This window comes from Lonsdalea britannica, from assembly GCF_003515985.1.
Classification (GTDB): Bacteria; Pseudomonadota; Gammaproteobacteria; order Enterobacterales; family Enterobacteriaceae; genus Lonsdalea; species Lonsdalea britannica.
In genome coordinates this window covers 1,227,739-1,253,164 of sequence record NZ_CP023009.1, presented here as the reverse complement: position 1 = coordinate 1,253,164, position 25,426 = coordinate 1,227,739, and the positions used below count along the sequence as shown (strand labels likewise).

Genomic DNA, 25,426 nt, shown 5'->3' with positions numbered 1-25,426 from the left:
CGCGCCGTCAGCGCTGGCAGGTACGGCAGAAGAAGGTACTGCGTTGCCCCTGTTTCAGGCTTTCAATCAGCGTCCCACAGTGACGACAAGGTTCGCCGCTGCGGCCGTAGACCTGCAGTTCCTGCGCAAAATACCCGGGTTTACCGTCCGACTGCAGGAAGTCCCGCAGTGTAGTCCCGCCTTGTTCGATGGAGCGTAGCAGCACCTTCTTGATGGTGTCGGCTAATAGCTGGAACTCAGCCTCGCTCAGCGAGCCTGCGGCTCTCTCCGGCAGAATGCCCGCGCTGAACAGGGATTCGCTGGCGTAGATGTTACCCACGCCGACGACCAGCTTGTTATCCATAATCCAAAGCTTTATCGGCGTCTTCCGGCCTCGCGACTTATCGAACATATAGTCGCCGCTGAACGCATCGCTGAGTGGCTCCGGTCCCAGATGAGCCAGCACGGAACTCGTTGCCGGATCCGCGCTCCACAGCCAGGCGCCGAAGCGGCGTGGGTCGGTGTAGCGGAGTACTTTGCCGCTATCCAGGACCAGATCGACATGGTCATGCTTGCCGGGCTCCACATATTCAGGCAGCACACGCAAACTGCCCGACATGCCGAGATGAACAATCATCCAACCGCGAGCCAATTCAATCAGTAGGTATTTTGCGCGACGCTGAACGCTGAGCACCGGTTCATCGCTCAGCGACATAATCTCAGGGGATACCGGCCAGCGCAGGCGCGCATTGCGCACTTCCGCATGCATAATGGTATGTCCGACCAGATAGGGTTCAATCCCCCGGCGGCTGGTTTCCACCTCTGGTAATTCAGGCATGTTTCCTCCCGTGAAAAGTCGTCGCGAACACTCTACCACAGCCGTATTCGCCAATTGCAGACACAAAAAAACCCGGCCGAAGCCGGGTTTTTGATAATCCACTAAAATTATTTGATTTTAGCTTCTTTGTAGATCACATGCTGACGGACAACGGGATCGAATTTCTTCAGTTCCAGTTTTTCCGGCTTAGTGCGCTTGTTCTTCGTAGTGGTATAGTAGTGACCAGTACCAGCAGAAGAAACCAGCTTGATCTTCTCGCGAACACCTTTAGCCATGATTCAGTTCCTTAATACTTCTCACCACGGGCACGTAAGTCGGCCAGAACCGTCTCAATACCCTTTTTATCAATAATACGCATACCTTTAGCAGATACGCGCAGCGTAACAAAACGCTTCTCACCTTCCACCCAGAAACGGTGTGAGTGCAGGTTCGGCAGAAAACGGCGTTTGGTCGCATTCAGTGCGTGGGAACGGTTGTTACCCGTCACCGGACGCTTGCCAGTAACTTGGCAGACTCGGGACATGTCTATTCTCCAAAAATCAAATCAGCTCGAGCTTCGTATAGGGTGTTGGCCGCCTCGTCAGGCTCTAGAGCCCATCTCAGCAACTTCACTGAAAAGACTCTGTCATCAGGGGAAACCTGCTGAGATAGGCTCTTAACGCCACACCCAAGATTCTCAAAGGTGGCGTAGTATACGCTCTGAAGCGTATGCGCTCAAGTCCCGAACAGTTAAAGATCCCTCAGGATCGTCGAAATATGCCTTAAATCCACCCGCGCTCGGCAAAAGAGGTGTACTCACCGTGCCCGATAACCAAGTGATCAAGCACGCGGATGTCCAACAATTGGCATACTTTGACGATATGTTCCGTAATGGCGCGGTCAGCCTGACTGGGCTCTGCCTTTCCCGACGGATGGTTGTGCGCCAGAATCAACGCTGCCGCATTCGCCTTCAGCGCCTCACGAGCAATTTCTCGCGGGTGCACCTCTACGCAGTTAATCGTACCAGCAAACATCTCCTGATGGCGAATGACACGATGCTGATTGTCTAGAAAAAGGACTAAAAAAACTTCGCGTTCGCGATGCGCCAGCAGTAACTGCAGATATTGCAACGTCACTTCCGAGCTGATCATGGCGTCTTCGCGCGCCAATCGGGAGGAAAACAGCCGCCGCGACAGCTCCCCCACCGCCTGCAGCTGCGTATATTTGGAAAGCCCGATACCGCGCGCCGTACGGAATTGGGTCTGCTCCGCCGTCATCAACTGATGCAATGACCCAAACTGATTCAGCAGATTTTCCGCCAGCTGCATAACGTGCGTTCCCGGCAACCCGGTACGAAGAAAAATGGCGAGCAGTTCCGTATCCGTCAATGCGCAGGCCCCTTTCCGTATCAGTTTTTCCCTCGGTGCCTGCCCGTTTAGCCACATCATGGTCGTGTCCCCCTCCCTGAGTCTTGAAGGCATTCTGGCATATGGACAAGGGATGAACGAGGAGACGGGGGAGAAGATGCGAGGAGGTACGCAATCTGTCGTTGCAACACGCGTCTCCATGACAAGATTCCATTTCCTTCGGACGCTTATGGTAAAATGCCCAACACTTTCTTTAGCTCACACTCGGACAAAACGATGACGGAACTCTCCAGTCTGCTCGCACTCGCCGGCAAACATATCGTACTGGGTATCAGCGGAGGTATCGCCGCCTACAAATGCCCCGAGCTGGTTCGCCGCCTGCGGGACGAAGGCGCGGAGGTGCGTGTGGTCATGACGCCTGCGGCCAAAGCGTTCATCACGCCGCTCACGCTTCAGGCCGTCTCCGGCTATCCGGTAGCGGACGACTTGCTGGATCCCGCCGCAGAAGCTGCGATGGGGCATATTGAACTTGGAAAATGGGCAGATCTGGTGATTGTCGCTCCCGCATCGGCCGATGTGATCGCCCGACTGGCGGTCGGCATGGCCAACGACCTGCTGACTACCGCCTGTCTCGCCAGCGCAGCGCCTCTGGCCGTCGCGCCGGCCATGAATCAACAGATGTATCGCGCGCGGCCCACGCAGGACAACCTCACACGTTTGAGCGAACGCGGCGTGCACATTTGGGGACCGGACAGCGGCAGCCAGGCCTGCGGCGACGTCGGACCCGGCAGAATGCTCGACCCGTTGGATATCGTGGAGTGCGCTAAGCAATTTTTCGCGCGAACCGCCGATCTGCCACACCTGAACGTCCTGATTACCGCAGGCCCGACGCGAGAAGCGCTGGACCCGGTTCGCTTCATCAGCAATCACAGCTCCGGTCAGATGGGATTCGCCATTGCCGAAGCCGCAGCGGCGCGCGGCGCGAATGTTACGCTAGTCGCCGGTCCGGTCGATCTGCCAACCCCCAACGGCGTACGACGGATCAACACCGCCAGCGCGCTGGAAATGCATGAAGCGGTTATGTCCGCCGCCCCCGAACAGCACATCGTGATCGGCTGCGCGGCCGTAGCGGACTACCGCGCGAAAAGCGTGGAGAGCGAAAAAATCAAAAAGCAGGGGGATGAAATGACTGTCACCCTGGTAAAAAATCCGGATATCATCGCCGACGTGGCGGCGATGAAGGAACATCGGCCTTATGTTGTCGGGTTTGCTGCCGAAACCACTAATGTGGAAGAATACGCGCGGCAGAAACTGGCCAGCAAAAAGCTGGATTTGATCTGCGCAAACGACGTGTCCCAAGCCGACCGCGGCTTCAATGCGAAAACCAACGCGTTGCACCTTTTCTGGCACGGAGGAGACAAACAATTGCCGCTCGGCAGCAAACGTCTCCTGGGCCAACAGCTAATTGACGAGATTGTCAGCCGATATGACGAAAAAAATTGACGTAAAAATTATCGATCCGCGCATCGGACAGGAATTCCCGTTGCCGACGTATGCCACGCCGGGTTCCGCCGGTCTGGACCTGCGCGCCTGTCTGGATGACGCCGTGGTGCTCGGCGCAGGCGAAACAACGCTGCTGCCGACCGGTCTGGCCATTCACATCGGCGACCCGTCACTGGCGGCGGTGATCCTGCCTCGCTCCGGTCTGGGCCATAAGCACGGCGTCGTGCTGGGCAATCTGGTCGGACTGATCGACTCCGACTATCAGGGTCAGTTAATGGTCTCTGTCTGGAACCGGGGCTCGACGCCGTTCACGATCGAACCCGGCGAACGCATCGCGCAAATGGTCTTTGTGCCGGTCGTTCAGGCTGAATTCAATCTGGTTAACGAATTCACCAGCAGCGAACGCGGAGAAGGTGGTTTCGGTCACTCGGGCCGTCACTGATCCACATCTAATCTTACGAAAAAAACCTATAAGCCACAGCGTGTGACGCGACTGTGGCGCTATCTGGTGTGGGCAGTTGAATCTTTATCAAGGGTCTTTTCAGACATGGCAGAGAAAGAAAATACGAAAAGGAACCGTCGCGAGGAAATCTTGCAAGCACTGGCGCAGATGTTGCAATCCAGCGACGGCAGTCAACGGATCACCACGGCAAAACTGGCAGCTAACGTCGGCGTATCTGAAGCGGCGCTTTACCGGCATTTTCCCAGTAAAACCCGGATGTTCGACAGCCTGATCGAATTTATCGAAGACAGCCTGACAACCCGTATCAACTTGATTTTGCAGGATGAAAAGGAGACGTTTAATCGTCTTCGTCTGATTTTGCTGCTGATTTTGGGGTTTGCCGAAAAAAACCCGGGATTGACCCGCATTCTGACCGGTCATGCCTTGATGTTTGAGCAGGATCGCCTGCAGGGAAGGATCAACCAGCTGTTTGACCGTATTGAATCGCAGATCAAGCAGGTTCTACGGGAACACAAAATGCGCGGCGGAGAGCCGTTCAAGAATGACGAAACGCTGCTGGCCAGTCAGCTATTGGCCTTCTGTGAAGGCATGCTGTCCCGCTATACCCGTTCGGAATTTCGCTTTCTTCCCACCCAGGAATTCGACACTCGCTGGCCGCTGTTGGCCGCCCAGATAGCATAGGGATGATGGCAGCGCCGCTCACCGGCGGCGCTGCCAGACAGTTTAGACGCCGTAACTATCGCGATAGGTCTGTACCGCGGCCAAATGCTCCGCCATTTCCGGCTTTTCCTGCAGATAGGCGATAAGATCCTTCAGGGTGATGATGGAAATCACCTTGCACGCGTAATCTCGTTCCACTTCCTGAATCGCGGAAAGCTCGCCGCGTCCACGTTCCTGACGGTCTAACGCAATCAGCACGCCTGCCAGCGACGCGCCCTGCGCGGAAATGATATCCATCGACTCACGAATTGCGGTCCCCGCCGTAATGACATCGTCCACCAGCATGATGCGCCCGACCAGCGGACTGCCGACCAGACTGCCGCCTTCGCCGTGATCTTTGGCTTCCTTCCGATTGAAACAGTAGGGCAGATCGCGATCGTGATGTTCCGCCAGCGCCACCGCCGTCGTTGTCGCAATAGGAATGCCTTTATAGGCTGGCCCAAACAGCACATCGAATTCGATAGCCGCGTCCATCAGCGCCGCGGCATAAAAGCGCCCCAGCAAGGCCAAGTCACGCCCCGTATTAAACAGCCCGGCATTGAAGAAATAGGGGCTGGTGCGCCCGGATTTCAGCGTGAACTCGCCGAACTTTAATACCTGCTTGCTGAGTGCGAATTCAATAAACTGGCGTTGATAGGCTTTCATGACAACTTCTCCTGTGATGATGGATGAATACCCGGCGACAAACCGAAAACCGCGTCCTTTGAGCCAATCGACCTTGGCCGGCGATGGAGAAAGACCTCCTGACGCCAAAACGTTTAGCTTTTTGCTCCCCTCGGCGGACGGCGTCTAACCGGCACGCTCAGAAGGCCCGACGCGCTGCCGCTGGGAAGCGTTTCCTACCTGAATCACGGCCGTCCGACATTGAACATTCTAAAGATGAACACTCGACATCACACAATGAATGACCGCGCTAACACCTTAATTCCAGTGACACCCATCGCCGGCGGTTTTATTCCGACGAAAAAAAAGCGACCCTTTGGGCCGCTTCTTCATTGATTCTTTATTCCGCCAGCGCCGCTTTCTGCGCCTGAATAATCGTCTCGATGCCCCCTCGAGCCAGCGCCAACAGCGCCAACAGCTCGTCGTGGCTGAACGGTTCGCCCTCTGCGGTGCCCTGCACCTCAATCATACGGCCGTCTTCGGTCATCACCACGTTCATATCGGTTTCCGCGGAAGAGTCTTCCACATACTCCAGATCGCAGAGCGCTTCGCCGTTGACGATACCGACGGAAACCGCGGCCACCATGCCTTTCAGCGGGTTTTTCTTCAGTTTGCCGTTAGCAATCATCGCATTCAGCGCATCCGCCAGCGCCACGCAGGCACCGGTGATGGAGGCGGTGCGGGTGCCGCCGTCGGCCTGCAGGACATCGCAGTCCAGCGTGATGGTGAATTCGCCCAGCGTTTTCAGATCGAGCGCGGCACGCAGAGAACGGGCGATCAGACGCTGAATTTCCAGCGTACGTCCGCCCTGCTTACCGCGTGCGGCTTCGCGCGCGTTACGGGTGTGCGTTGAGCGCGGCAGCATGCCGTATTCCGCGGTCACCCATCCTTTGCCCTGCCCTTTCAGGAAGCGCGGTACGCCTTCTTCCACCGTGGCATTACACAACACCTTAGTATCGCCGAATTCGACGAGGACGGAACCTTCCGCGTGTTTGGTGTAATGACGGGTTAACGTGAGCGGGCGTATCTGTTGTGCACTTCGGCCTGTAGGGCGCATGGCTTCTCTCCGGCGGGTGAATGTTGACTGGCGCGCATTATACGGACTTCACCCGGCCCTGCCTACCGGCCCGGCGGATTAAAACGGGCGCGAAGACCGCCAGCGATGGCGTCCCGAACGGCTGGAGCGTCCCTCTTTCCGCATGTAGACTGTTAGCTCGACTTTTCATCAGCCGGTGAATCTACGCCATGCGTGACACACAACAGAACGACCAGGCTCCCAGCACTGACCTCCCCTGGCAGCAGCAGGGCACGACGCCGGACTACCGTTTCTCACTGGCCAACGAGCGCACGTTTCTCGCCTGGATCCGCACCGCGCTGGCCTTGCTGGCTGGTGCGGTCGCCATCGACCAGTTTACGACCACGTTGGCGTCGCCTGCCGTACGACAGGGGATTGCCGTCCTGCTGGCCCTCGCCTCCGCACTGATGGCGGGAATGGCCTACCGGCGCTGGGCGGGCAACGAACGGGCGATGCGCAACGGCCTTCCTTTGCCGTATACCTCCCTGTTGGTCGTCTTCGCCTGCGGCCTTGGCGCGGTCGCCCTCGCACTGGCGCTGCTAATCGCGCAGCTGTAGGCGCAGACGATGTCCTCTTCGCCGTTACCGCGTGACCCGGGCGTTCAGCCGGAACGCACCGTGCTGGCGTGGTCGCGCACCGCCATCCTACTGCTGGTCAACACGGCCCTGTTGCTGAAGGCCGGGACGCTCAGCACCCAACCGCTGCTGCTGGCCGCCGGTATTCTGCTATTGCTGGCGTCGCTGACGATCTTCATCTGGGTTCCACTGCGCCTGCGCGGCCTCCAGAACGCGCCGAAAACGCACCGTATTCCTCCTGCCATCGTCATGCGTGGATTCACACTGACCTTTATCCTGATCGCCCTGCTGATCGCCGGGCATGCGTTGTTTTCTCTACTTCTGCCCCTATAACGGGGGCTTATAGCGCGCCGCGCCAGCACTCCCCAACCGACCATTGCTTTAATTTATTCATTTAAAAACAAATGGATATATAAAAAATCACCTATACCCTCAGGCTATACCCCACCGACAAACAAGCATTCGTCACCGCTCAGGCATCGTGAAATAGTCATAGACAGAGAACTGACCCCCGGCAGGCACGAACGACGCGGAAGATGGCAATAGCGCAACGTCGGGCCGACACGGTGCACAGGCGGTTCGCCGGATGAAAACAGGTTCACGCCGACATCCCCCGAGCGCCCAAGGTTCTGCCTTATTCCATTAACGATGAGAAACGACATTATGCTGATCCCTCAACCTTACCTGCTTTTCCTTGGCGACGTGACCGATCCCCTGGCTATCAAAACCGCACGCGGCATCCACGCGTGGCGTCCGGAACAGTGCGTCGGCCAACTGCGCCTGCCGGGCAGCACCCTGTCGCTCGGTTTGGACGATCTGGATATCGCCGCCGCCGCTGAGCGCGGAGCCAAAACGCTGGTGCTCGGTACGGCCAATGCCGGGGGCTTCCTGCCGCAGCACTGGCTGGACACCGTACGCGCCGCGATTGAGGCGGGCATGAACGTCGCCAACGGCTTGCACCAGCGTCTGGTTGACGTACCGGGCCTGCAAGCGCTGGCAGAGAAGCATCAGGTACAGCTGTTCGACATCCGCCACATGCGCCCGGAACTGTCCGTCGGCTCCGGCGAAAAACGCAGCGGCAAACGCATACTGACCGTCGGCACCGACTGCTCCGTGGGCAAGATGTACACCTCATTGGCGCTGGAAGCGGCGATGCGCGATCTGGGAATGAAGGCGGACTTCCGCGCCACCGGCCAGACCGGCGTGCTGGTCGCGGGCGAAGGGATCGCGATTGACGCCGTCATCGCCGACTTCATCGCCGGGGCCGCCGAAGCGCTGTCCCCCGCGAACGACGACGACCACTGGGATATCGTGGAAGGACAGGGTTCCCTGTTCCACCCCTCTTATGCAGGCGTCAGCACCGGCTTAATCCACGGCGCACAGCCGCACTGGCTGGTGATGTGTCACGAAATGGGTCGTCCACATATGCGTCATCTGCCGCACCAGCCGATGGTGAGTCTGGAAGACTGCGTGGAAGCCAACCTGCGCGCAGCACGCGTCACCAGCCCGGAAGTGAAGCTGGCCGGTTTCGCCATCAACACCTCCAACTACACTGAACAGGAAGCGCGTGATTACTGTCAGGAGATCAGCCGACGCTTTGGCGTGCCAGCGACCGACTCCGTTCGTTTCGGCATGCAGGACATCGCCGCGCTGTTGAAAGAGCAGGAGTAAACCAATGCGACAGATGCAGATCGAAACCGTGGAATTACCGCTGGCTCGCCCGTTCGCCATCTCCCGCGGCACGCGTACCGCAGTCACCGTGGTACGAGTCACGCTGGAAGAGCGCGGCTTTATCGGCCGCGGCGAATGCACGCCGACGGCCCACTATCAGGAAACGCCTGAAGGCGTCGTCCGACAGCTGGAAACGGTGCGGGATGCCGTAGAGCGCGGCGTTTCACTGAACGACCTGCAATCTTTACTGCCGCCGGGCGCCGCGCGTAATGCGATTGACTGCGCGCTATGGCGGCTCAACGCGGCGCTGAACAAACAGACGCTGTGGCAGCATCTGGCGATTCAGGCGCCGCAGTCCGTCATCACCGCCGAAACGCTCAGCCTCGACACGCTGGAAAACATGGTCAAGGCCGCCGCTGACGCCGTATCCCGCGGCGCGCTGCTGCTGAAAATCAAGCTGAACGGCGAGCAGATTGTGGAGAAAGTGGCGGCCATTCGTCAGGTGGCGCCTAACGTGACGCTGATCGTCGACGCCAATGAAGCCTGGGGAGGGCGCGATCTGGGGCCGCTGCTCCAGCAGCTCGCCGCTTGCCGTGTCGCGATGGTGGAACAACCGCTGCCCGCCGGAGAAGACGGCGCGCTGGCGGACTTCATTCACGCGATACCGATCTGCGCCGATGAAAGCTGCCATCACGGCGGAGACATCGCCGCGCTGCGCGATCGCTACGAAATGATCAACATCAAGCTCGACAAGTGCGGCGGCCTGACCGAAGCGCTGGCGATGGTCAATGAAGCCAAGCGGTGCGGTCTGCGCATCATGATCGGCTGCATGCTCGGCTCCTCGCTGGCGATGGAAGCCGCGCTGCCGGTCACGCTCAGCGCCATCCATGTCGATCTGGACGGCCCGATCTGGCTGGCGGCGGACAGCGCCCCTTACCTGACCTACAACCTCGGCCGCATTTGGCTATAACCGCAAACCCCGGAGTGACGATGACGGATACCCAGTCCACAGAACCGACAGCCGCCACAGCATCCGGCAGCGCGCCGCGTCCGGTGCTGGAAATCAACGACCTGAGCGTCAGCTTCAACGGCCGCTCCGGCAACCATTTGGCGCTGAAAGGCGTCTCTTTCACGCTAAATAAAGGTGAAGTGGTGGCCGTAGTGGGCGAAAGCGGTTCGGGTAAATCCGTGACCTCGCTGACGGTCATGGGCCTGCTGGCCAACGCCGCTCGCATCGAGCGCGGGACGATTCGCTTTACCACGCGCGGCGGCGAGCAGCACTCGCTGCTGCAAATGAAAGACGACGCCCGCCGCCAACTGCGCGGCCGTGAAATGGCGATGATCTTTCAGGAGCCGATGACCTCCCTGAACCCCGTGCTGAAGGTCGGCGATCAGCTGACCGAAGCATTGTTAGACCATCAGATCTGCGATGCGGCGGCGGCCGACAGCAAGGCGCGAGCGCTGCTGCGCAAAGTGCGCATCGCCGACGTCGACCGGGTGATGAACAGCTACCCGCACTCGCTGTCCGGCGGTATGCGCCAGCGGGTGATGATTGCGCAGGCGCTGGCCTGCGATCCGCAGTTGCTTATCGCCGATGAACCGACGACGGCGCTGGACGTCACCGTGCAGGCGCGCATTCTGCAAATCCTGCGCGACCTGCAACAGCAGAGCGATATGGCCGTCCTGTTTATCACCCACGACATGGGCGTCGTTGCGGAAATCGCCGACCGGGTGGTGGTGATGTACCGAGGCGAAGTGGTCGAAGAGGGAACGGTCGAGGCGATTTTCACCGCGCCGCAGCACCCGTACACCCAGGCGTTGCTGGCTGCCGTACCGAAACTGGGCGACATGGAGAACAGCCGCTGGCCGCGCCGTTTCCCGCTGCTGGGCCAGAGCCAGAAAACGCCGGAAAGCGACCATATCACCGCGCGCTACGATGCGCCGCCGCTATTGGATATCCGCGGCCTCAAGGTTTATTACCCGGTACGCACCGGCATCTTGTCCCACGTCACGCACCACGTCCATGCGGTGGAGCAAATCGACTTCAGCGTCTGGCCGGGCGAAACGCTGGCGATTGTCGGCGAAAGCGGCTGCGGAAAATCCACCACCGGCCGCGCGCTGCTGCGGCTGGTCGACAGCGAATCCGAAAGCATTCAGTTTCAGGGCAAAGAAGTATCGCTGATTCGGGACAAAGCGTTCCAACCGCTGCGCCGCAAGATGCAGATGGTGTTTCAGGATCCCTACGCCTCGCTTAATCCGCGTCTGACCGTCGGATTTACGATCGCCGAACCGCTGATGCTGCACGGGCTGGTGAAGTCGCTGGAAGAGGCGACGCCGCAGGTGCAGGCGCTGCTGAAAAGCGTCGGTCTGGAGCCGGAGCACGCCCAACGCTATCCGCATGAATTTTCGGGCGGACAGCGCCAGCGCATCGCCATCGCCCGCGCCATGGCGCTGAAACCGGAAGTGATTATCGCCGATGAGGCGGTGTCCGCGCTCGACGTGTCCATTCAGGCTCAGGTCGTCAACCTGATGATGGATTTGCAACAGAAGACCGGCGTGTCGTGGATTTTTATTTCCCACGACATGGCGGTTGTGGAACGTATCGCCAACCGCGTGGCAGTTATGTATCTCGGGCAGATTGTGGAAATCGGTCCCCGTCAGTCCGTGTTCAACAACCCGCAGCACCCGTATACCCGCCGCCTGCTGTCCGCGGTGCCGGTGGCCGATCCCCTGCGACGCAGCGAACGTCAGTTGGACGACAGCGAAATTCCTTCCCCGCTGAAAAAAGCCAGCGAGAAGGTCACCAAGGCGAAGTATCGCCAGGTCGCGCCGCACCACTGGGTCAGTACACACGAAAACAACACATAAAAACGCTTATTCACATCACAACATCACGCAGGAGAGACACCATGCAACCACGCTTTCGCCGTTCCACCGTCGCACTTGGGCTATCCCTGTGTCTGGCCGCCGCCGCCGCCCAGGCGCAGGATTTACGCATCTCCATGTACGCTGACATCACCGGGCTGGATCCGCACGATACGTCGGATACGCTGAGCTACTCCGTCCAGAGCGGCATCTTCGAGCGTCTGTTCCAGTTCGACAGCGCGATGAAACTGGTGCCCAGACTCGCCACCGGCTACACCAGCAACGATAACGCCACCGAATTCACCATTACGCTGCGCGACGGCGTGACCTTCCAGGACGGCACGCCGTTCAACGCCGACGCCGTCAAAGCCAACCTGGATCGCCTGAGCGACCAAAGCAAAGGTCTGAAGCGCAACAGCCTGTTCAAGATGATCAAAAGCGTGACGGTGCTCTCTCCTTCACAAGTCAAAATCGAGCTGAACCAATCCTTCGGCGCGTTTATCAACACGCTGGCGCACCCGTCAGCGGTGATGCACAGCCCGGCGGCGCTGAAACAGTATCCTGACGAAGCTCAGCTGCGCGTACATCCGGTCGGCACCGGTCCGTTCAAGTTCACCGAATGGCAGCAGGGGAAAGACGTCAAACTGGTGAAAAACGATCGCTACTGGCAGCAGGGCTGGCCGAAAGTCGACAGCGTGACCTTCTATCCCGCGCCGGAAGACTCTACCCGCGTGGCCTCGCTGAAAGCGGGCCAGACCGACGTGGCCTATCCGCTGCCGTCCGATCTGGTGAACACCGTGAAAAGCGACAGCAAACTGGCTATTCAGAGCGACGCCGGGATCTACCTGTACTGGATCGCGATGAATAACCAGAGCGCCGCGCTGAAAGACGTCCGCGTACGTCAGGCACTCAACTACGCCATCAACCGCGATATCTGGCTGAAAGTCGGCTTCGCCGGTTTGGGCACGACCGCCCAGTCGCCGATGGCGCCGAATGTGCAGTTCTTCCAACCGCAAACCGAACCCAACTACGGCTACAACCCGGCTAAGGCCAAGGCGCTGCTGAAAGAAGCGGGCTACGGCAATGGGTTGACGCTGAAATTGTGGACCACCAACCGCACCGACTACATCCGCAGCGCGCAGTTCTTCAAGCAGCAGCTGGAGCAGGTCGGCATCAAAGTCACGGTAACGCCGATGGATTCCGGGATGCGCGACCAGAAGCTGTGGGGCGTGACCGATCCGAAGAAAGCCGAATTTGATCTGTTCTACAACGGCTGGTCTCCGTCAACCGGCGATGCCGACTGGGCGCTGCGTCCGCTGTACGCCACTGAATCCTGGGTGCCGACGTCCTACAACGTCTCTTACTACAGCAGCCCGGCCACGGATAAAGCCATCGCCGACGGTCTGGCGACCGCCGATGCAGGCAAACGCGCCGCCGCTTACGCCGAAGCGCAGAAGCTGATCTGGAAAGATGCGCCTGTCGTCTTCCTGGGGGCGCCGGACAATCTGGTCGGTAAAGCCAAAAATCTGTCTGGCGTTTACATGCTGGCCGATGGTTCGCTGATCTTCGATCAGGCTCAGTTCAAGTAATCACTCAGGGGAGCGCCATGTTTGCCTATTTAATTCGACGTTTGCTGGAAATGATCCCGGTACTGCTGGTGGTCTCCCTGTTGGTATTCGGTTTTATCAAGCTGCTGCCGGGCGATCCGGCACGGCTCTATGCCGGTCCCGACGCCACGCTGGAAACGGTGGAAGCCGCCCGCCAGCACTTGGGGCTTAACGATCCGCTGCCGCAGCAGTATCTCAACTGGCTCGGCGGTCTGATACACGGCGATCTGGGCGTGACCTATCGCACCCAGCAGCCGGTGCTGAGCGTCATTCAGAAGAGCTTCATGCCGACGCTGTATCTGGCGCTGGCCGGATTCGCCTGGTCGGTGGTGCTCGGTCTGCTGATTGGCGTGCTGTCTGCGCTAAAGCGCGGCCGCTGGCAGGACTGGTCATTGATGAGTTTAGCCGTGGGGGGCATTTCGATGCCGCCCTTCTGGCTAGGTCTGTTGCTCATCCAGTTTGTCGCCATGCCGTTCGGCGTCTTTTCCGTCGGCGGCTTTAACCAGCCGTCCGACCTGATTCTTCCGGCGCTGACGCTCGGCGCGTCGGTGGCGGCGGTGATGGCCCGCTTTACCCGCTCGGCCTTTATGGAGGTCATGCAGGAAGATTTCGTGCGCACCGCCAAAGCCAAAGGGCTGCGCAGCCGACTGATCGTCTGGAAACACGTCATGCGCAATGCGCTGATCCCGGTCATCACCATGCTCGGGCTACAGTTTGGTTTCCTGCTCGGCGGCTCCATCGTGGTGGAAAGCGTATTCAGCTGGCCCGGCCTTGGCTGGCTGCTGATCGAATCCATCAAAACGCAGGACCAGCCGGTGATTCAGGCGCTGGTCATGCTGTTCGTGTTTGAATTCATTTTGATTAACCTGCTGGTCGACCTGCTGTATGCGGTGGTCAACCCAGCGATCCGCCTGCGTTAGGAGCGACGACCATGACACTGCCTACTGAACCTGCCGTAGCCGCCTCCCCGCTCGACGCGACGACCATTCGTTCGCCGTGGCGCGATTTCTGGCAAGCCCTGCGGCGCAATCCGATGGCGACGATATCGGGCGGATTCATCCTGTCTCTGATTCTGGTGGCGGTGTTCGCGCCCTGGCTGGCGCCGTACAACCCGCTGGAGTCGGACTGGATGGCGCTGTCCTCTCCGCCGTCCGCCAGCCATTGGATGGGCACTGACGATCTGGGCCGCGATGTGATGAGCCGCATTATCTACGGCGCGCGCATCTCGCTCTATATCGGTATTTTCTCCGTCACGCTGGGCATGCTGGCGGGGATCGCGCTGGGTCTGCTGGCGGGCTATTACGGCCGCTGGGTCGACATGCTGATCATGCGCGGTTCGGACGTCTTGTTCGCCTTTCCGGGGATGCTGCTGGCGATTGCGGTCGTCGCCATCCTCGGGCCGGGGCTGAACAACGTCATTATCGCCGTGGCCGTGTTCAGCGTGCCGGTCTTTGCCCGTATCGTGCGCGCCTCGACGCTGTCGTTGAAACAGGCGGCCTACGTCGAAGCGGTGCGCTGCGCCGGTGCGCCGGACCGTATCATCTTGATACGTCACATTTTGCCCGGCACGCTGTCTAACGTGATCGTCTATTTCACCATGCGAATCGGCACCAGCATTCTGACCGCCGCCAGCCTGAGCTTCATCGGTCTGGGGCCGGAGCCGGATGTCCCCGAGTGGGGCAACGTGCTAGCCATGAGCCGCAGCATGATGATGGCGGGACAGTGGCACGTCAGCGTGTTCCCCGGTCTGGCGATCTTCTTCTCGGTGCTGGCGTTCAACCTGCTGGGCGATGCGCTACGCGACACGCTTGACCCCAAACTCAACGGGTGAGGAGGCGAACATGAGCGCTTATCAACAGGCGCGGCTGAACGCGCTGCTACAGCGCTGGCGGGATGAACGCCAGTTGGGCACCCCGCGGTTCGTGAGCGGTCCGCACAATGCGCTCAGCGATGTTCCCGGCGTTCGCGTCGGCCATAGCACGCTGGCGCAGGGCGAGATCCAAACCGGCGTCACCGCCATCGTGCCGCCGGGCGGCAACCTGTTCACCCATCCCCTGCCCTGCGGCGCGGCGGTGCTCAACGGCTTCGCCAAACCCGTCGGACTGGTGCAGATAGAAGAATTGGGACAGCTGCAAACCCCGATCCTGCTGAGCAACACGCTGGCCGTCGGGACGCTGTTTACCACGCTGGTGCGCGACGCCATCCGCCACAACCCCGAGCTCGGCCGTTCGCTGCCGACCGTCAATCCGCTGGCGCTGGAGTGCAACGACGGCTGGCTGAACGATATTCAGGCGCTGGCCGTGACCGAGGCGATGGCGCAGTCGGCGCTGGACGATGCGGAGACGGCCTTCGCGCGCGGCAGCGTCGGGGCCGGACGCGGGATGAGCTGTTTTGGCCTCAAAGGCGGCATCGGCACGGCGTCGCGGCACATCAACGATCTGGAGGCGACGCTTGGCGTACTGGTGCTCGCGAATTTCGGCACCCTCGCCTCGCTGACGCTGGACGGCGTGCCGATGGGACAGGCTATCGCCCCGCTCCTGCCGGAACTGGCGCCACAGCGCGACGCGGGATCTATCATCATTATTATGGCGACGAACGCGCCGCTGGACGCTCGCCAACTGAGCCGCATCGCCAAACGCGCGGGCGCGGGTCTGGGACGGCTGGGGAGCTATTGGGGCCACGGCTCCGGCGATATCGCCGTCGCGTTTTCCACCTGCGCGACGCCGGAGCCGCCCGACGACGAACGGCTGGAGCCGCTGCTCAGCGCGGCGGCGGACGCCACGGAACATGCGGTGCTGGACGCGCTGTTACAGGCGGAACCCGTCACCGGCTTCCGCGACCACTTCCGCCCGGCGCTGCCGCAGGTGCTGGACAAGCTGGCGCAACACGTTTTTGATTGAGGAAATTATCATGAGAGTCTTTATTTCAGCGGATATCGAGGGCGTTGCCGGCGTGATGCGCCCGGAACAGTGCAGCCCCGGCCACCCGGAATACGCGCTGGCGCGCGCGCTGATGGAGCAGGAAGTGAATGCCGCCATCGAAGGCGCTTTCGCTGGCGGTGCCAGCGAAGTGGTGGTCGCCGACAGCCATGCGTCCATGACCAACCTGCGGGCGGACAATATCGACCCGCGCGCCCGTCTGGTGCAGGGCAAACCGCGCGGACTGTCGATGGTGGAAGGTTTGCAGGAAGGGCCGTTCGACGGGCTGATGTTCATCGGCTATCACACCGCCGCCGGTGAGTTCGGCGTATTGGCGCACACCATCAACAGCCGCGCGTTCTACCGCGTCAAAATCAACGGCGAAGTGATGGGAGAAAGCGATATTTACGCCGCCGCGGGCGCCGAGCTGGATACGCCGTTGTGGCTGGTCAGCGGCGACGACGTCTTACAGCAGTGGATTAAACGCTACTATCCGGCGACCGGCTACGCCTGCGTGAAACGCGCTATTTCCCAGACGGCGGCCGAATCCCTGAGTCCGGAAGAAGCCCGCAACGCCATTCGTCAGGCGGCGACCCACGCCGTCCAGCAGGCGCACCAGGAGCAAACAACGCGCCTGCAACCACCCTATCATCTGGAGATTATGGTGGCGAAACCGGTGATGGCCGACCTGTTCTGTCTGATCCCCAACGTCGAGCGGGTGGATGCCATCACCGTCAGCTACAGCGCGCCTAAAATGGCGGAGATCATTAATCTGCTGTGCGCCTTCTCCTATCTGGCCTCGACCCAGAACTAAATTCAACTCTCGGTCTGACGGCATCGTCAGGCCGACACGCAGACCGAGGGCGCGGACGCACGCGACGCGCTCTCGCTCCCGACGAGGAACATCATGAAACCGGTGATTGTTATTCACGGCGGCGCAGGCGCTATCGCCCGTGCCGCGATGAACAGTGAGAAAGAACAGCGTTACCGCGCCGCGCTGCAGGAGATCGTCCGCAGCGGACAGGAGGTGCTGACCCACCATGGCAGCGCGCTGGATGCGGTGACCGAAGCCGTACGGCGGCTGGAAGAGTGCCCGCTGTTTAACGCTGGCAAAGGCTCGGTCTTTACCCACGAAGGCACGCACGAGCTCGACGCCAGCATCATGGACGGGCGGACGCTGGACGCGGGCGCCGTGGCGGGCGTCAGCCACATCCGCAACCCGGTACTGGCCGCCCGCAAGGTGCTGGAACACAGTCCGCACGTCATGTTTACCGCCGAAGGTGCGGAAAGCTTCGCCCTCAAGCACGGTTTGGAGATGGTCGAGTCAGACTTCTTCTTCACCGACGACCGCTACGAGCAGTTGCTACAGGCGCAAGCTGACGGCGACAGGATCGTGTTGGATCATAGCGGCGATGGCGACGTCTCCGGCGGCGATCCGATCGATCCGCATCATAAATACGGCACCGTCGGGGCCGTGGCGCTGGATGCCGCGGGCAATCTGGCGGCCGCGACATCCACCGGCGGTATGACCAACAAACAGGTCGGTCGCGTGGGTGACTCCCCCATCATCGGCGCGGGCTGCTACGCCAACAACCAAACCGTCGCCGTGTCCTGCACCGGCACCGGCGAAGTGTTTATGCGGACGGTGGCCGCCTATGACGTTTCTGCGCTGATGGAGTACGCCGGACTGCCGCTGGCGCAGGCAACCGAACGGGTCGTGATGGACAAAGTGGCTAGGCTCGGCGGCAGCGGCGGCCTGATCGCCGTCGACCACGCGGGCAATATCGCCTTGACCTTCAACAGCGAAGGGATGTACCGCGGCTATGGCTACGTTGGCGCGGAACCGGCCGTCGAGATCTATCGGTGAATGTGAATGCTCGCCCCGAGGGGGCGAGCGCGTTCATCCGTCAGGCAGCCGATGGCGTCCGTCTTCCGCCCAACAGCCGAAAATCGGCGGGCCATTTAGCGCGTCCGTGCGGTTCCTCTTTCCCACGATGACTTCCCCACTGTGACGTAGCACCGCGACTCAGTTTCACCATTTTGGTGCAAACCGGTCTGGCGGCGAGGGACACCGCACCATCATGGAGAAAACCAGCCGCGTCTCCTGCTCGTCCCGGTCTTTTCCCCCTTCCCTGCATCGCGGGCCTGTGCCTTCTTCTCTCCTAAGTCATAACAACATGGCGTAAATGTTGCATTTGCAACAATCAGTTTGATGCGTTTCGCCTCCGGCGGTTCGATTTCCATCCGCCACACTGTTGGCAAAATGACTTAAGGTTCAGGCTATGCGACTACGCCATATCGAAGTTTTTCAGGCCATTCTTCAGGCTGGCACCATTAGCGGCGCGGCGCGCTTACTGAACGTCTCCCAACCGAACGTCAGCCGGGTGCTGAACCACGCCGAGCAACAGCTTGGCTTTGCCCTGTTCGAACGCCGCACGCAAGGCATGGTCGTCACGGACGAAGGCCACCGACTGATCCCGCAAGTGCAGGCGCTGCATGAGCAGCTCCAGTCCATCAATGCCCTGACGGAACAAATTCGCAAAGGACAAAGCCAGACGGTGCGTCTGGGCGCGGCGCATGCGTTCGGCCAGATGATTGTCGCGCCAGCGATGGTGGCGTTTCACCAGCAGTCGTCGCGGGTGAACGTGGAGTTGGTGACCGAACACTTCAGCACGTTGTGTCAGGAGATCCAGCAAAATCAGCTGGATCTGGCGTTGGTCTTCGGCCAGCAGGTGCCGTCCGACCTGGTCGCCGAACCGCTGTGCCAGTCCACGATGGTCGCGTTACTGCCGAAAGATAACCCGCATCAAGGCCCCGTCTCGCTGGAGTGGCTGTGTCAGAACAACTTATTGATGATGCAGCAGCAAGACCCGTTGGGCCGGGTGGTTCATCGCGCCCTCAACGACCGTGGCCTGCAACCCGCCGCCTCCCTGTTTATCAAAACCTATTCCGTCATCGCCGATATGGTGCTGGCCGGCGGCGGCACCGGGATTGTGGATTTGTTCACCGCGCGCCGTTATACCGACCAGCTGAAAATCGTCCCGATCATTCAGCCATTGCCGTTCGAGGTGATGATGATCAGCCGTCGCGACACGCCGCAGTCGCGCGAAGCGATCCAGCTGAAACAGGTGCTGAAACACCAATGTGCCGAGCTGGCCAATCAGTGCGCCTCTTTCCTGCTCGCCGCCTAATGCTCTCAACGTCAGCGTCGCCCCAAGGCGGCGTTGCCAACCGTTCAGCCCCCACGTCCCTTCTTTCATTTATCGGGCAGTGCTCGCGCATACCGGCAAAAGGCTGACTACACGTTCCTGCTAAACCGATCGTGCCCCGGCGCGCCGGACCGCTTTTGCTATCATGACGTATCCCGCAACGTTATAATCCTTCCATCATTTTCTGACAGGTACGCACCGATGATCCGTAGCATGACCGCTTACGCACGACGAGAAATCAAAGGCGAGTGGGGAAGCGCAGCCTGGGAGCTGCGTTCCGTTAACCAACGTTATCTGGAAACTTACATCCGTTTACCGGAGCAGTTCCGCAGTCTGGAGCCCGTGGTTCGCGAACGTATTCGCAACCGGCTGACGCGCGGCAAAATCGAATGCAACCTGCGTTTTGAACTGGATCCCCGCGCGCAAGGTTCGTTGATTATGAACGAACGACTGGCGAAACAGCTGGTTGAAGCCGCAAAGTGGGTCAAGATGCAGAGCGACGAAGGGGAAATCAACCCGGTCGATGTCCTGCGCTGGCCGGGCGTAATGGCGGCGGAAGAGCAGGACCTGGACGCCATCAGCGCCGAACTGATGCAGGCGCTGAACGCCGCGCTGGATGACTTCATCGCCGCGCGTGAAAGCGAGGGCAACGCGCTGAAAGCGCTGATCGAACAGCGTCTGGCGGGCGTTAGCGCCGAAGTCGCCAAAGTTCGCGCCCATATGCCGAACATCCTGCAATGGCAGCGTGAAAAGCTGGTCAGCAAACTGGAAGACGCGCAGGTGCAGCTGGAGAACAACCGGCTGGAACAGGAACTGGTGCTGATGGCGCAACGCGTCGACGTCGCCGAAGAGCTGGACCGTTTAGAAGCGCACGTAAAGGAAACCTACAAAATCCTCAACAAGCAGGAAGCCGTCGGCCGCCGTCTGGACTTCATGATGCAAGAGTTCAACCGCGAGTCGAACACGCTGGGCTCTAAATCCATCAACGCCGACATCACCGCCTCCGCCATTGAGCTGAAGGTCCTGATCGAGCAGATGCGGGAACAGATTCAGAATATCGAATAATTTCCGCCCTTTTCCACCGACTGCCACAACGCTCTGTTTTCAGGGCGTTTTTGTTGCCAACGACCTCAACTCTACCTACAACCCAAATCCACTGCCAAATAGGTACTCCCCGCGCTTTACAAACAACAGTATTCGTTTTAAGGCCAATCTCCACATCCCTTCTGTTTTTCAAGAGCGCTGCGAAAAAAATATTTATGTTCTATAAGCGCATCAAATGTGGGCCAAATCACAGGCAATAAAAAGGTATAATACTTTGATTTATAATCAATATTTTTATATTTTTGTTTAAAACAGCGTAAAGTGTACAATCAGGATGTACATTTTAGGAGAAACATTATGCGTACTTACACTTCAACTCAGGCTCGTGCCCATATTTCAGAAGTATTGGATGCCGCCACTCAGGGTGAAGCCGTTGAAATCACCCGTCGCGATGGAAGTTCTGCGGTAGTGATCAGCAAATCTGAATTCGAGGCATACCAAAACGCGAAACTGGATGCGGAGTTCGATGAGATTATGCAACGTCATGGTCACACGGTAGAGGCGCTGACAAACCGATGATATGGATTAGCGCTCAGGAAGTTATCGCTTTTCATGACCGTATATTGCAACGGCTTCCCGGCGTTGCTGGCATTCCCGATCCCGGCAGAGCCGAAGCACTGATCTATCGGGTACAGAACCGCGCACACTATGAAGATATAACCGATATTTTCGAGCTCGCAGCCACTTACTGGGTAGCTATCGCTCGGGGGCATATCTTTAATGATGGCAACAAACGCACCGCGTTTTTCGTGACCATGGCTTTTCTCCACCGTAATGGCATCAAAATCCGTGATAACGATAATGCGTTGGAAAATTTAACCGTAGAAGCCGCCACGGGAGAAAAGACCGTTATTCATTTAGCGCAGCATCTACGGGATTTGAGGGATAATTCCATTTCCACTGATTTTCCCCCCGTTGATTGATATGGACTGACCCACTCCAGCAAACGAGCCTTATCAATATCGCTAAATGGCTCGAACTTCGAATCGACCTTAGGCCATGGAATACTTAACAGCCAGAGGACGGACTAGCAGGCTATGGCATTTTGCTCAATAACATCCTTTAATTCCCCGGTATCTCAACCCGGCGCGGGTATATCTGATTTATATATCTATGTTTATCCAACCATTGTTTCGCCTTATTGATATCGCCTGATTCGATATCCACATTTTTTGTGTTTTAAGACTTCAGACGTACCTGCCTCCTACGAGACATCTTTTGCAGTACACCTGCCTTCGACAGACTTTAGAACGACGATGTTCTGATGTTTGCTGAATCGCGCATTTCCCTTCATATCTTTGAATACGATCGTATTGCAAACACCAAGAATTCAAATACAATTGTATTTAAATCACACACGGGAGCTAACACGATGGCTTGGATTTACGTATTGATAGGGGGCGTATTGGAGGTGGGGTTTACCACCTGCCTGCGCTATACCGACGGCTTTAAAAACATCCCCTGGACGCTGGCTTTTCTGGTCTGCATCATCGGGAGCATGTGCTTTCTGGAGCTGGGAACGCGGAGCATCCCCATCGGTACCGCCTATGCGGTCTGGACGGGGATCGGCGCGTTGGGAACGGTGCTGGTTGGCATGATCTGGTATCACGAACCGGCAACACTGGTCCGTGGGTTACTGATTTGTCTCCTGGTGAGTTCTGTCGCGGGCCTCAAACTGACTTCCGGTCATTAATGACTAACGACCTTAACACCCTGTATAAAAAGAGGTTTCAAGTGGGAAGAAAACCAACTATTGACCGAGAAGCCGTGCTGGATGCCGCAGAAGGCGTAGTGTCAAAACTGGGCGCAGCAGGGCTGACGATAGATGCCGTGGCGAAGGCGGCAGGTATCACCAAGGGCGGCGTCCAATCCTGCTTTGGCAACAAGGAATCCATGATTGAAGCCATGATCAAGCGCTGGGACATGTATTACCAAAAGCAATTAGCGGAACTGTCGGGTCACACCGCCTCGCCTGACGATAAGCTCAAAGCGCATGTGGTCACGACGTCTCAAGATGACGAAAGCAACGTTTCGCGCTCTGCGGTGCTGTTATCCGCGCTTTTGCAGTCTCCGGATTATCTTGGCTCGGTACGCGATTGGTACATGGAACGACAGCGTGAATTCGCGCTCGGGGAAAGCGACCATGACGATACCCGGCGCATCGCTTTTCTCGCGACGGAAGGTCTGTTTTTCCTGAAATATTTTGGATTGATGGCGTTGAGCGAAGGCGAATGGGAGCAAAACGCGGCGGCGATCCGGCGGCTTCTCGACGTCGATGAAAAATAAATCATCACACCCTACGGGAACCCTTCCCCTACCGAGGCCACTCATAAGAACCCTGTCATGTGAGCATCGGTTATGTTGAATGAAAAATTTCATGCTATCTCTCGTGCCATTATCCAGAGATATCAGCCCGGCGAGCTGCCGCCGCCGCGTCCGGAGGAAGACCTCTATAGGTTGGTCTTCGATCACGATCTGCATATCCATCTGATCGGCAGCCAACCGGGATATCTGAATATCGTCGCGACGTTTGTCGCTCCCCACGCGTGGCGAACACCGGAGGGATTTCAGGCGTTGTTGGCAGAAAATGTATTCAGTCTGCGCCATCCGGCCATCACACTGGGCTACGACAGCCCGAGCAAAAAAATGGTGCTCTACGCCCGTCAGCCATTGGAAGAATTATCAGCGGAGCTGGCGGTGAAAACCTTCCATGAATTTCTGACACGGGCTGACGCCTACTGCTGCGGAACGTCTCTTCCCACGGTCGATCAGTCTGATGAATCCCCTTCTCATCGCCACGCTGGCTTACAACGTGTTTCCAAAAAAGCATGAGGAGATAGTTCTACGTTCCATTCCTGCTGGGGACGGCATTTTTTAGAGCTTCGGAGGCAACCCATGCCAAGGTTTAATATTTTCCGCGGGTCTTCTTCCTCTTCAACGTATAGCGCGATTGTCGAGAATGAGGATACCGGTAGTCAAGTTCATGATACCCACAGCGCCAGCCAGCTGGGGTTATCAAACTATCAGCATAAAAACGTGGTGGTGAAATCCGGCACCCTGTCTGCACTGGCGGATGCCTGCTGGGCGAATCGCGTAGTCAAAAATATGCTCCCGCACGGGGCGGGAAATCAGCGGCAGGATGTCCGGGCCTCATCGGGAGAGAGCTGGGCGAGAATGCATCTGGCATACCAAAAGTATCCTCATGGCGGAATCGAAAATCAGATCAAACGGGCGCAAAAATTTCAGGGTGGCAACTGTGCGGTACATGCCGCCGTCGCCGTCGCCGCGTTGAAAGAACGCAACGTGGAGCGGCCGATATGCCGTGTACGACTCCAGCTTCCCGAAAACAATAGCCACGAGTTTGTGATGCTGGGCGACCCTCGCGATCCCACCTGGGGCGAACGCAATACGGTCGTCGTGGATGCCTGGCCAACGCACCCCAGCGCATGCACGCTGACTCAATCGGTACTACACGATATGCAACGCGACACTCACACGCCGATGACGGCGCTGATGGCAACACACAGTCATTTACTCTGGGATGCTTCTGACTCCGCCAACCGAAGTGATACCCGGCGTCTTCGGGAGGTGGTACCGCTCAGCTCAGAGACGCTACAGAAAAAACTGGCGAAAGCCGGTTTGCCGTCGCTGCATTCCGACGATTTAGTCAGACATGCATTGAATGACGACTCTTTTAACCGTTTTGATGTGCGTGTCGCGACCGATCCCTCTACGACCTACAGCGTTGATGCGAGCTACCGAGGTCAAAATTTCGACTTTTTATTGTCCGACCGATAGCAGCGCTTCGTTATGCGGTTCCCTCCGTTCACCGTGACAGGGCCGCACAACGAAGTTGCTCGATGAATGCAGTCCTACGACGCAATACACCCGATAAGTAGAACAGCCCCGTGATGGCGAGTCGATATCCGCGCTGATTTTTTCTGCGCTCGCAATGTGGCCGGAGAGTGTTCGGGATCATCGCTGACGGACAACCTTGGCCTCCCAAGTCTGGCTCTTATCGGATCAGATGGCTCGCTTAAGCAGCGACCGAAAAAGGATCCATGCGGCCTCAATACCGCATTCCTTCGCCGAACGCCCCTTCCATCATGCAAATGCGCGCCGCGAAGACGGCGCCCTGATGCAGACTTTCGGGCAACGTTTTTCCACCAAGGTGAGCCAATAGAAAGGCGGTGATGAAAGCGTCTCCGGCACCGAGCGTATCGACGGGTGCGATCGGCTCCGGCGGCTGACTGAACCATTGATCGCCGTCGAACAGTATTGCTTCCTCCGCCCCGCGCGTGGCGATAACCCACCGGCAACCCGCGTCGTGAGCCGACAGCAGAAGCTGACGGGTTTCATTAAGGGGGCGGTCCGCGCAGGAGAAAAAAGCGTAATCCAGCCAGCGGCTCTGGGACAGCGCCTGATCAACGTCGAAGTCATCCGAAAAGTCATAGGACAAACGGCCGGGTAGCGAACCGAGATCCGCCAGCAGCGGGTCGATATAGCTGTAGGCGCTGGTATGGATCAGGTCGAAGCCGCCCAGCCACGAGAGATGAGCCAGTACGAAATCCATTGAAGTGCTTTGACGGATACCGCCCGCATTAGAACCGAGGAACACGCGTTCCCCCTGCTCAAGGGTAAGACGGGCGTGGCCGCTTTCGCCGGCGACCGTCAGGCAGTGTTCGAGGCCAACGCCACGCTGTTCGAGCACACGCCGAATGTGCTCCGCCGCCCCATCATCCCCGAACACTCCTAAATAGGCGGATTGCGCCGATAACATGCGGGCATAGACGCTGAAATTTAGCGCATTGCCGCCCGGATAACCGATGCCGGTGTGGGTATATCGATCGATAACGTTATCGCCAAGTCCCAGGACTTTCATGACGCGTA

29 protein-coding genes are annotated in these 25,426 nt (G+C 58.6%); 22 read left to right on the top strand and 7 right to left on the bottom strand.

Annotated features, from left to right (window positions below):
- Positions 1-7: 7 nt before the first annotated feature.
- The 4 genes from mutM to radC form a co-directional block, all read right to left on the bottom strand.
- Positions 8-817, bottom strand: a complete 810-nt coding sequence (gene mutM, locus CKQ53_RS05905; protein ID WP_094117880.1) for a bifunctional DNA-formamidopyrimidine glycosylase/DNA-(apurinic or apyrimidinic site) lyase — start codon at positions 815-817, stop codon at positions 8-10.
- A 107-nt stretch (positions 818-924) separates the two neighbouring features.
- Positions 925-1,092 (bottom strand): 50S ribosomal protein L33, encoded by a 168-nt coding sequence (gene rpmG, locus CKQ53_RS05900; protein ID WP_026738454.1) that lies wholly within the window; start codon positions 1,090-1,092, stop codon positions 925-927.
- Between the two features lie 11 nt (positions 1,093-1,103).
- Positions 1,104-1,340: a 50S ribosomal protein L28 gene (rpmB, locus tag CKQ53_RS05895; protein WP_026738455.1), complete on the bottom strand. Its 237-nt coding sequence runs from the start codon at positions 1,338-1,340 to the stop codon at positions 1,104-1,106.
- Between the two features lie 238 nt (positions 1,341-1,578).
- Positions 1,579-2,244: a RadC family protein gene (gene radC / locus CKQ53_RS05890; protein WP_085650753.1), complete on the bottom strand. Its 666-nt coding sequence runs from the start codon at positions 2,242-2,244 to the stop codon at positions 1,579-1,581.
- A 195-nt stretch (positions 2,245-2,439) separates the two neighbouring features.
- Here radC and coaBC point away from each other — a divergent pair, with 195 nt between their 5' ends.
- The 3 genes from coaBC to slmA all read left to right on the top strand — a co-directional run bounded on the left by coaBC (position 2,440) and on the right by slmA (position 4,810).
- Positions 2,440-3,666, top strand: coding sequence for a bifunctional phosphopantothenoylcysteine decarboxylase/phosphopantothenate--cysteine ligase CoaBC (coaBC, locus tag CKQ53_RS05885; RefSeq protein ID WP_094117957.1), 1,227 nt, complete (start codon positions 2,440-2,442; stop codon positions 3,664-3,666).
- The gene (gene dut, locus CKQ53_RS05880; RefSeq protein WP_085650751.1) at positions 3,650-4,108 is read left to right on the top strand and encodes a dUTP diphosphatase; all 459 of its coding nucleotides are present in this window, start codon (positions 3,650-3,652) and stop codon (positions 4,106-4,108) included. Before coaBC ends, dut begins: the two co-directional genes overlap by 17 nt.
- Before the next feature lie 105 nt (positions 4,109-4,213).
- Positions 4,214-4,810 (top strand): nucleoid occlusion factor SlmA, encoded by a 597-nt coding sequence (slmA, locus tag CKQ53_RS05875; RefSeq protein ID WP_085650750.1) that lies wholly within the window; start codon positions 4,214-4,216, stop codon positions 4,808-4,810.
- Between the two features lie 42 nt (positions 4,811-4,852).
- Here slmA and pyrE read toward each other — a convergent pair whose 3' ends face one another.
- Entirely contained in the window at positions 4,853-5,494 is a 642-nt protein-coding gene (pyrE, locus tag CKQ53_RS05870) for an orotate phosphoribosyltransferase (RefSeq protein WP_085650749.1), read from the bottom strand.
- Between the two features lie 358 nt (positions 5,495-5,852).
- A complete protein-coding gene (gene rph / locus CKQ53_RS05865; protein WP_085650748.1) occupies positions 5,853-6,569 on the bottom strand; it encodes a ribonuclease PH in 717 nt (238 codons plus the stop codon).
- A gap of 188 nt (positions 6,570-6,757) precedes the next feature.
- On the opposite strand from rph, the gene CKQ53_RS05860 reads away from it, so the two are divergent.
- The 19 genes from CKQ53_RS05860 to CKQ53_RS05770 all read left to right on the top strand — a co-directional run bounded on the left by CKQ53_RS05860 (position 6,758) and on the right by CKQ53_RS05770 (position 24,334).
- Entirely contained in the window at positions 6,758-7,144 is a 387-nt protein-coding gene (locus CKQ53_RS05860) for a YidH family protein (RefSeq protein ID WP_085650747.1), read from the top strand.
- Between the two features lie 9 nt (positions 7,145-7,153).
- Positions 7,154-7,495, top strand: a complete 342-nt coding sequence (locus CKQ53_RS05855; protein ID WP_085650746.1) for a DUF202 domain-containing protein — start codon at positions 7,154-7,156, stop codon at positions 7,493-7,495.
- A 330-nt stretch (positions 7,496-7,825) separates the two neighbouring features.
- A complete protein-coding gene (gene dgcN, locus CKQ53_RS05850) occupies positions 7,826-8,833 on the top strand; it encodes an N-acetyltransferase DgcN (protein WP_094117881.1) in 1,008 nt (335 codons plus the stop codon).
- A gap of 4 nt (positions 8,834-8,837) precedes the next feature.
- The gene (gene dgcA / locus CKQ53_RS05845) at positions 8,838-9,803 is read left to right on the top strand and encodes an N-acetyl-D-Glu racemase DgcA (RefSeq protein ID WP_085650744.1); all 966 of its coding nucleotides are present in this window, start codon (positions 8,838-8,840) and stop codon (positions 9,801-9,803) included.
- 20 nt (positions 9,804-9,823) lie between these two features.
- On the top strand, positions 9,824-11,701 hold the full coding sequence (locus CKQ53_RS05840) for an ABC transporter ATP-binding protein (RefSeq protein ID WP_085650743.1): 1,878 nt from the start codon (positions 9,824-9,826) through the stop codon (positions 11,699-11,701).
- A 41-nt stretch (positions 11,702-11,742) separates the two neighbouring features.
- Positions 11,743-13,287 carry a glutathione ABC transporter substrate-binding protein gene (locus CKQ53_RS05835; protein WP_094117882.1) on the top strand — a complete coding sequence of 515 codons (1,545 nt, stop codon included), beginning with the start codon at positions 11,743-11,745 and terminating at the stop codon, positions 13,285-13,287.
- 17 nt (positions 13,288-13,304) lie between these two features.
- Positions 13,305-14,225: an ABC transporter permease gene (locus tag CKQ53_RS05830; RefSeq protein ID WP_085650741.1), complete on the top strand. Its 921-nt coding sequence runs from the start codon at positions 13,305-13,307 to the stop codon at positions 14,223-14,225.
- An 11-nt stretch (positions 14,226-14,236) separates the two neighbouring features.
- Complete coding sequence (locus CKQ53_RS05825) at positions 14,237-15,136, top strand: ABC transporter permease subunit (RefSeq protein ID WP_094117883.1); 900 nt, start codon at positions 14,237-14,239, stop codon at positions 15,134-15,136.
- A gap of 10 nt (positions 15,137-15,146) precedes the next feature.
- Complete coding sequence (locus CKQ53_RS05820; protein WP_094117884.1) at positions 15,147-16,205, top strand: DmpA family aminopeptidase; 1,059 nt, start codon at positions 15,147-15,149, stop codon at positions 16,203-16,205.
- A gap of 10 nt (positions 16,206-16,215) precedes the next feature.
- Positions 16,216-17,037 carry a M55 family metallopeptidase gene (locus CKQ53_RS05815; RefSeq protein ID WP_094117885.1) on the top strand — a complete coding sequence of 274 codons (822 nt, stop codon included), beginning with the start codon at positions 16,216-16,218 and terminating at the stop codon, positions 17,035-17,037.
- Positions 17,038-17,127: 90 nt separating this feature from the next.
- Positions 17,128-18,090, top strand: a complete 963-nt coding sequence (locus CKQ53_RS05810; RefSeq protein WP_094117886.1) for an isoaspartyl peptidase/L-asparaginase family protein — start codon at positions 17,128-17,130, stop codon at positions 18,088-18,090.
- Between the two features lie 415 nt (positions 18,091-18,505).
- Positions 18,506-19,414: a LysR family transcriptional regulator gene (locus CKQ53_RS05805; RefSeq protein ID WP_094117887.1), complete on the top strand. Its 909-nt coding sequence runs from the start codon at positions 18,506-18,508 to the stop codon at positions 19,412-19,414.
- 219 nt (positions 19,415-19,633) lie between these two features.
- A complete protein-coding gene (locus tag CKQ53_RS05800; RefSeq protein WP_026738473.1) occupies positions 19,634-20,497 on the top strand; it encodes a YicC/YloC family endoribonuclease in 864 nt (287 codons plus the stop codon).
- Between the two features lie 336 nt (positions 20,498-20,833).
- On the top strand, positions 20,834-21,055 hold the full coding sequence (locus CKQ53_RS05795) for a type II toxin-antitoxin system Phd/YefM family antitoxin (RefSeq protein ID WP_094117888.1): 222 nt from the start codon (positions 20,834-20,836) through the stop codon (positions 21,053-21,055).
- Positions 21,052-21,459 carry a type II toxin-antitoxin system death-on-curing family toxin gene (locus CKQ53_RS05790; RefSeq protein WP_094117889.1) on the top strand — a complete coding sequence of 136 codons (408 nt, stop codon included), beginning with the start codon at positions 21,052-21,054 and terminating at the stop codon, positions 21,457-21,459. The genes CKQ53_RS05795 and CKQ53_RS05790 overlap by 4 nt, the downstream gene beginning before the upstream one ends.
- Positions 21,460-21,908: 449 nt before the next feature.
- Positions 21,909-22,229 (top strand): DMT family transporter, encoded by a 321-nt coding sequence (locus tag CKQ53_RS05785; protein WP_094117890.1) that lies wholly within the window; start codon positions 21,909-21,911, stop codon positions 22,227-22,229.
- A gap of 41 nt (positions 22,230-22,270) precedes the next feature.
- Positions 22,271-22,822 carry a TetR/AcrR family transcriptional regulator gene (locus tag CKQ53_RS05780; protein ID WP_094117891.1) on the top strand — a complete coding sequence of 184 codons (552 nt, stop codon included), beginning with the start codon at positions 22,271-22,273 and terminating at the stop codon, positions 22,820-22,822.
- Between the two features lie 72 nt (positions 22,823-22,894).
- Positions 22,895-23,368, top strand: coding sequence for a CesT family type III secretion system chaperone (locus CKQ53_RS05775; RefSeq protein WP_094117892.1), 474 nt, complete (start codon positions 22,895-22,897; stop codon positions 23,366-23,368).
- A gap of 63 nt (positions 23,369-23,431) precedes the next feature.
- Complete coding sequence (locus CKQ53_RS05770) at positions 23,432-24,334, top strand: hypothetical protein (protein ID WP_085650730.1); 903 nt, start codon at positions 23,432-23,434, stop codon at positions 24,332-24,334.
- Between the two features lie 271 nt (positions 24,335-24,605).
- On the opposite strand, the gene CKQ53_RS05765 is transcribed toward CKQ53_RS05770, so the two are convergent.
- The gene (locus tag CKQ53_RS05765) at positions 24,606-25,418 is read right to left on the bottom strand and encodes a PfkB family carbohydrate kinase (protein WP_094117893.1); all 813 of its coding nucleotides are present in this window, start codon (positions 25,416-25,418) and stop codon (positions 24,606-24,608) included.
- Positions 25,419-25,426 lie beyond the last annotated feature (8 nt).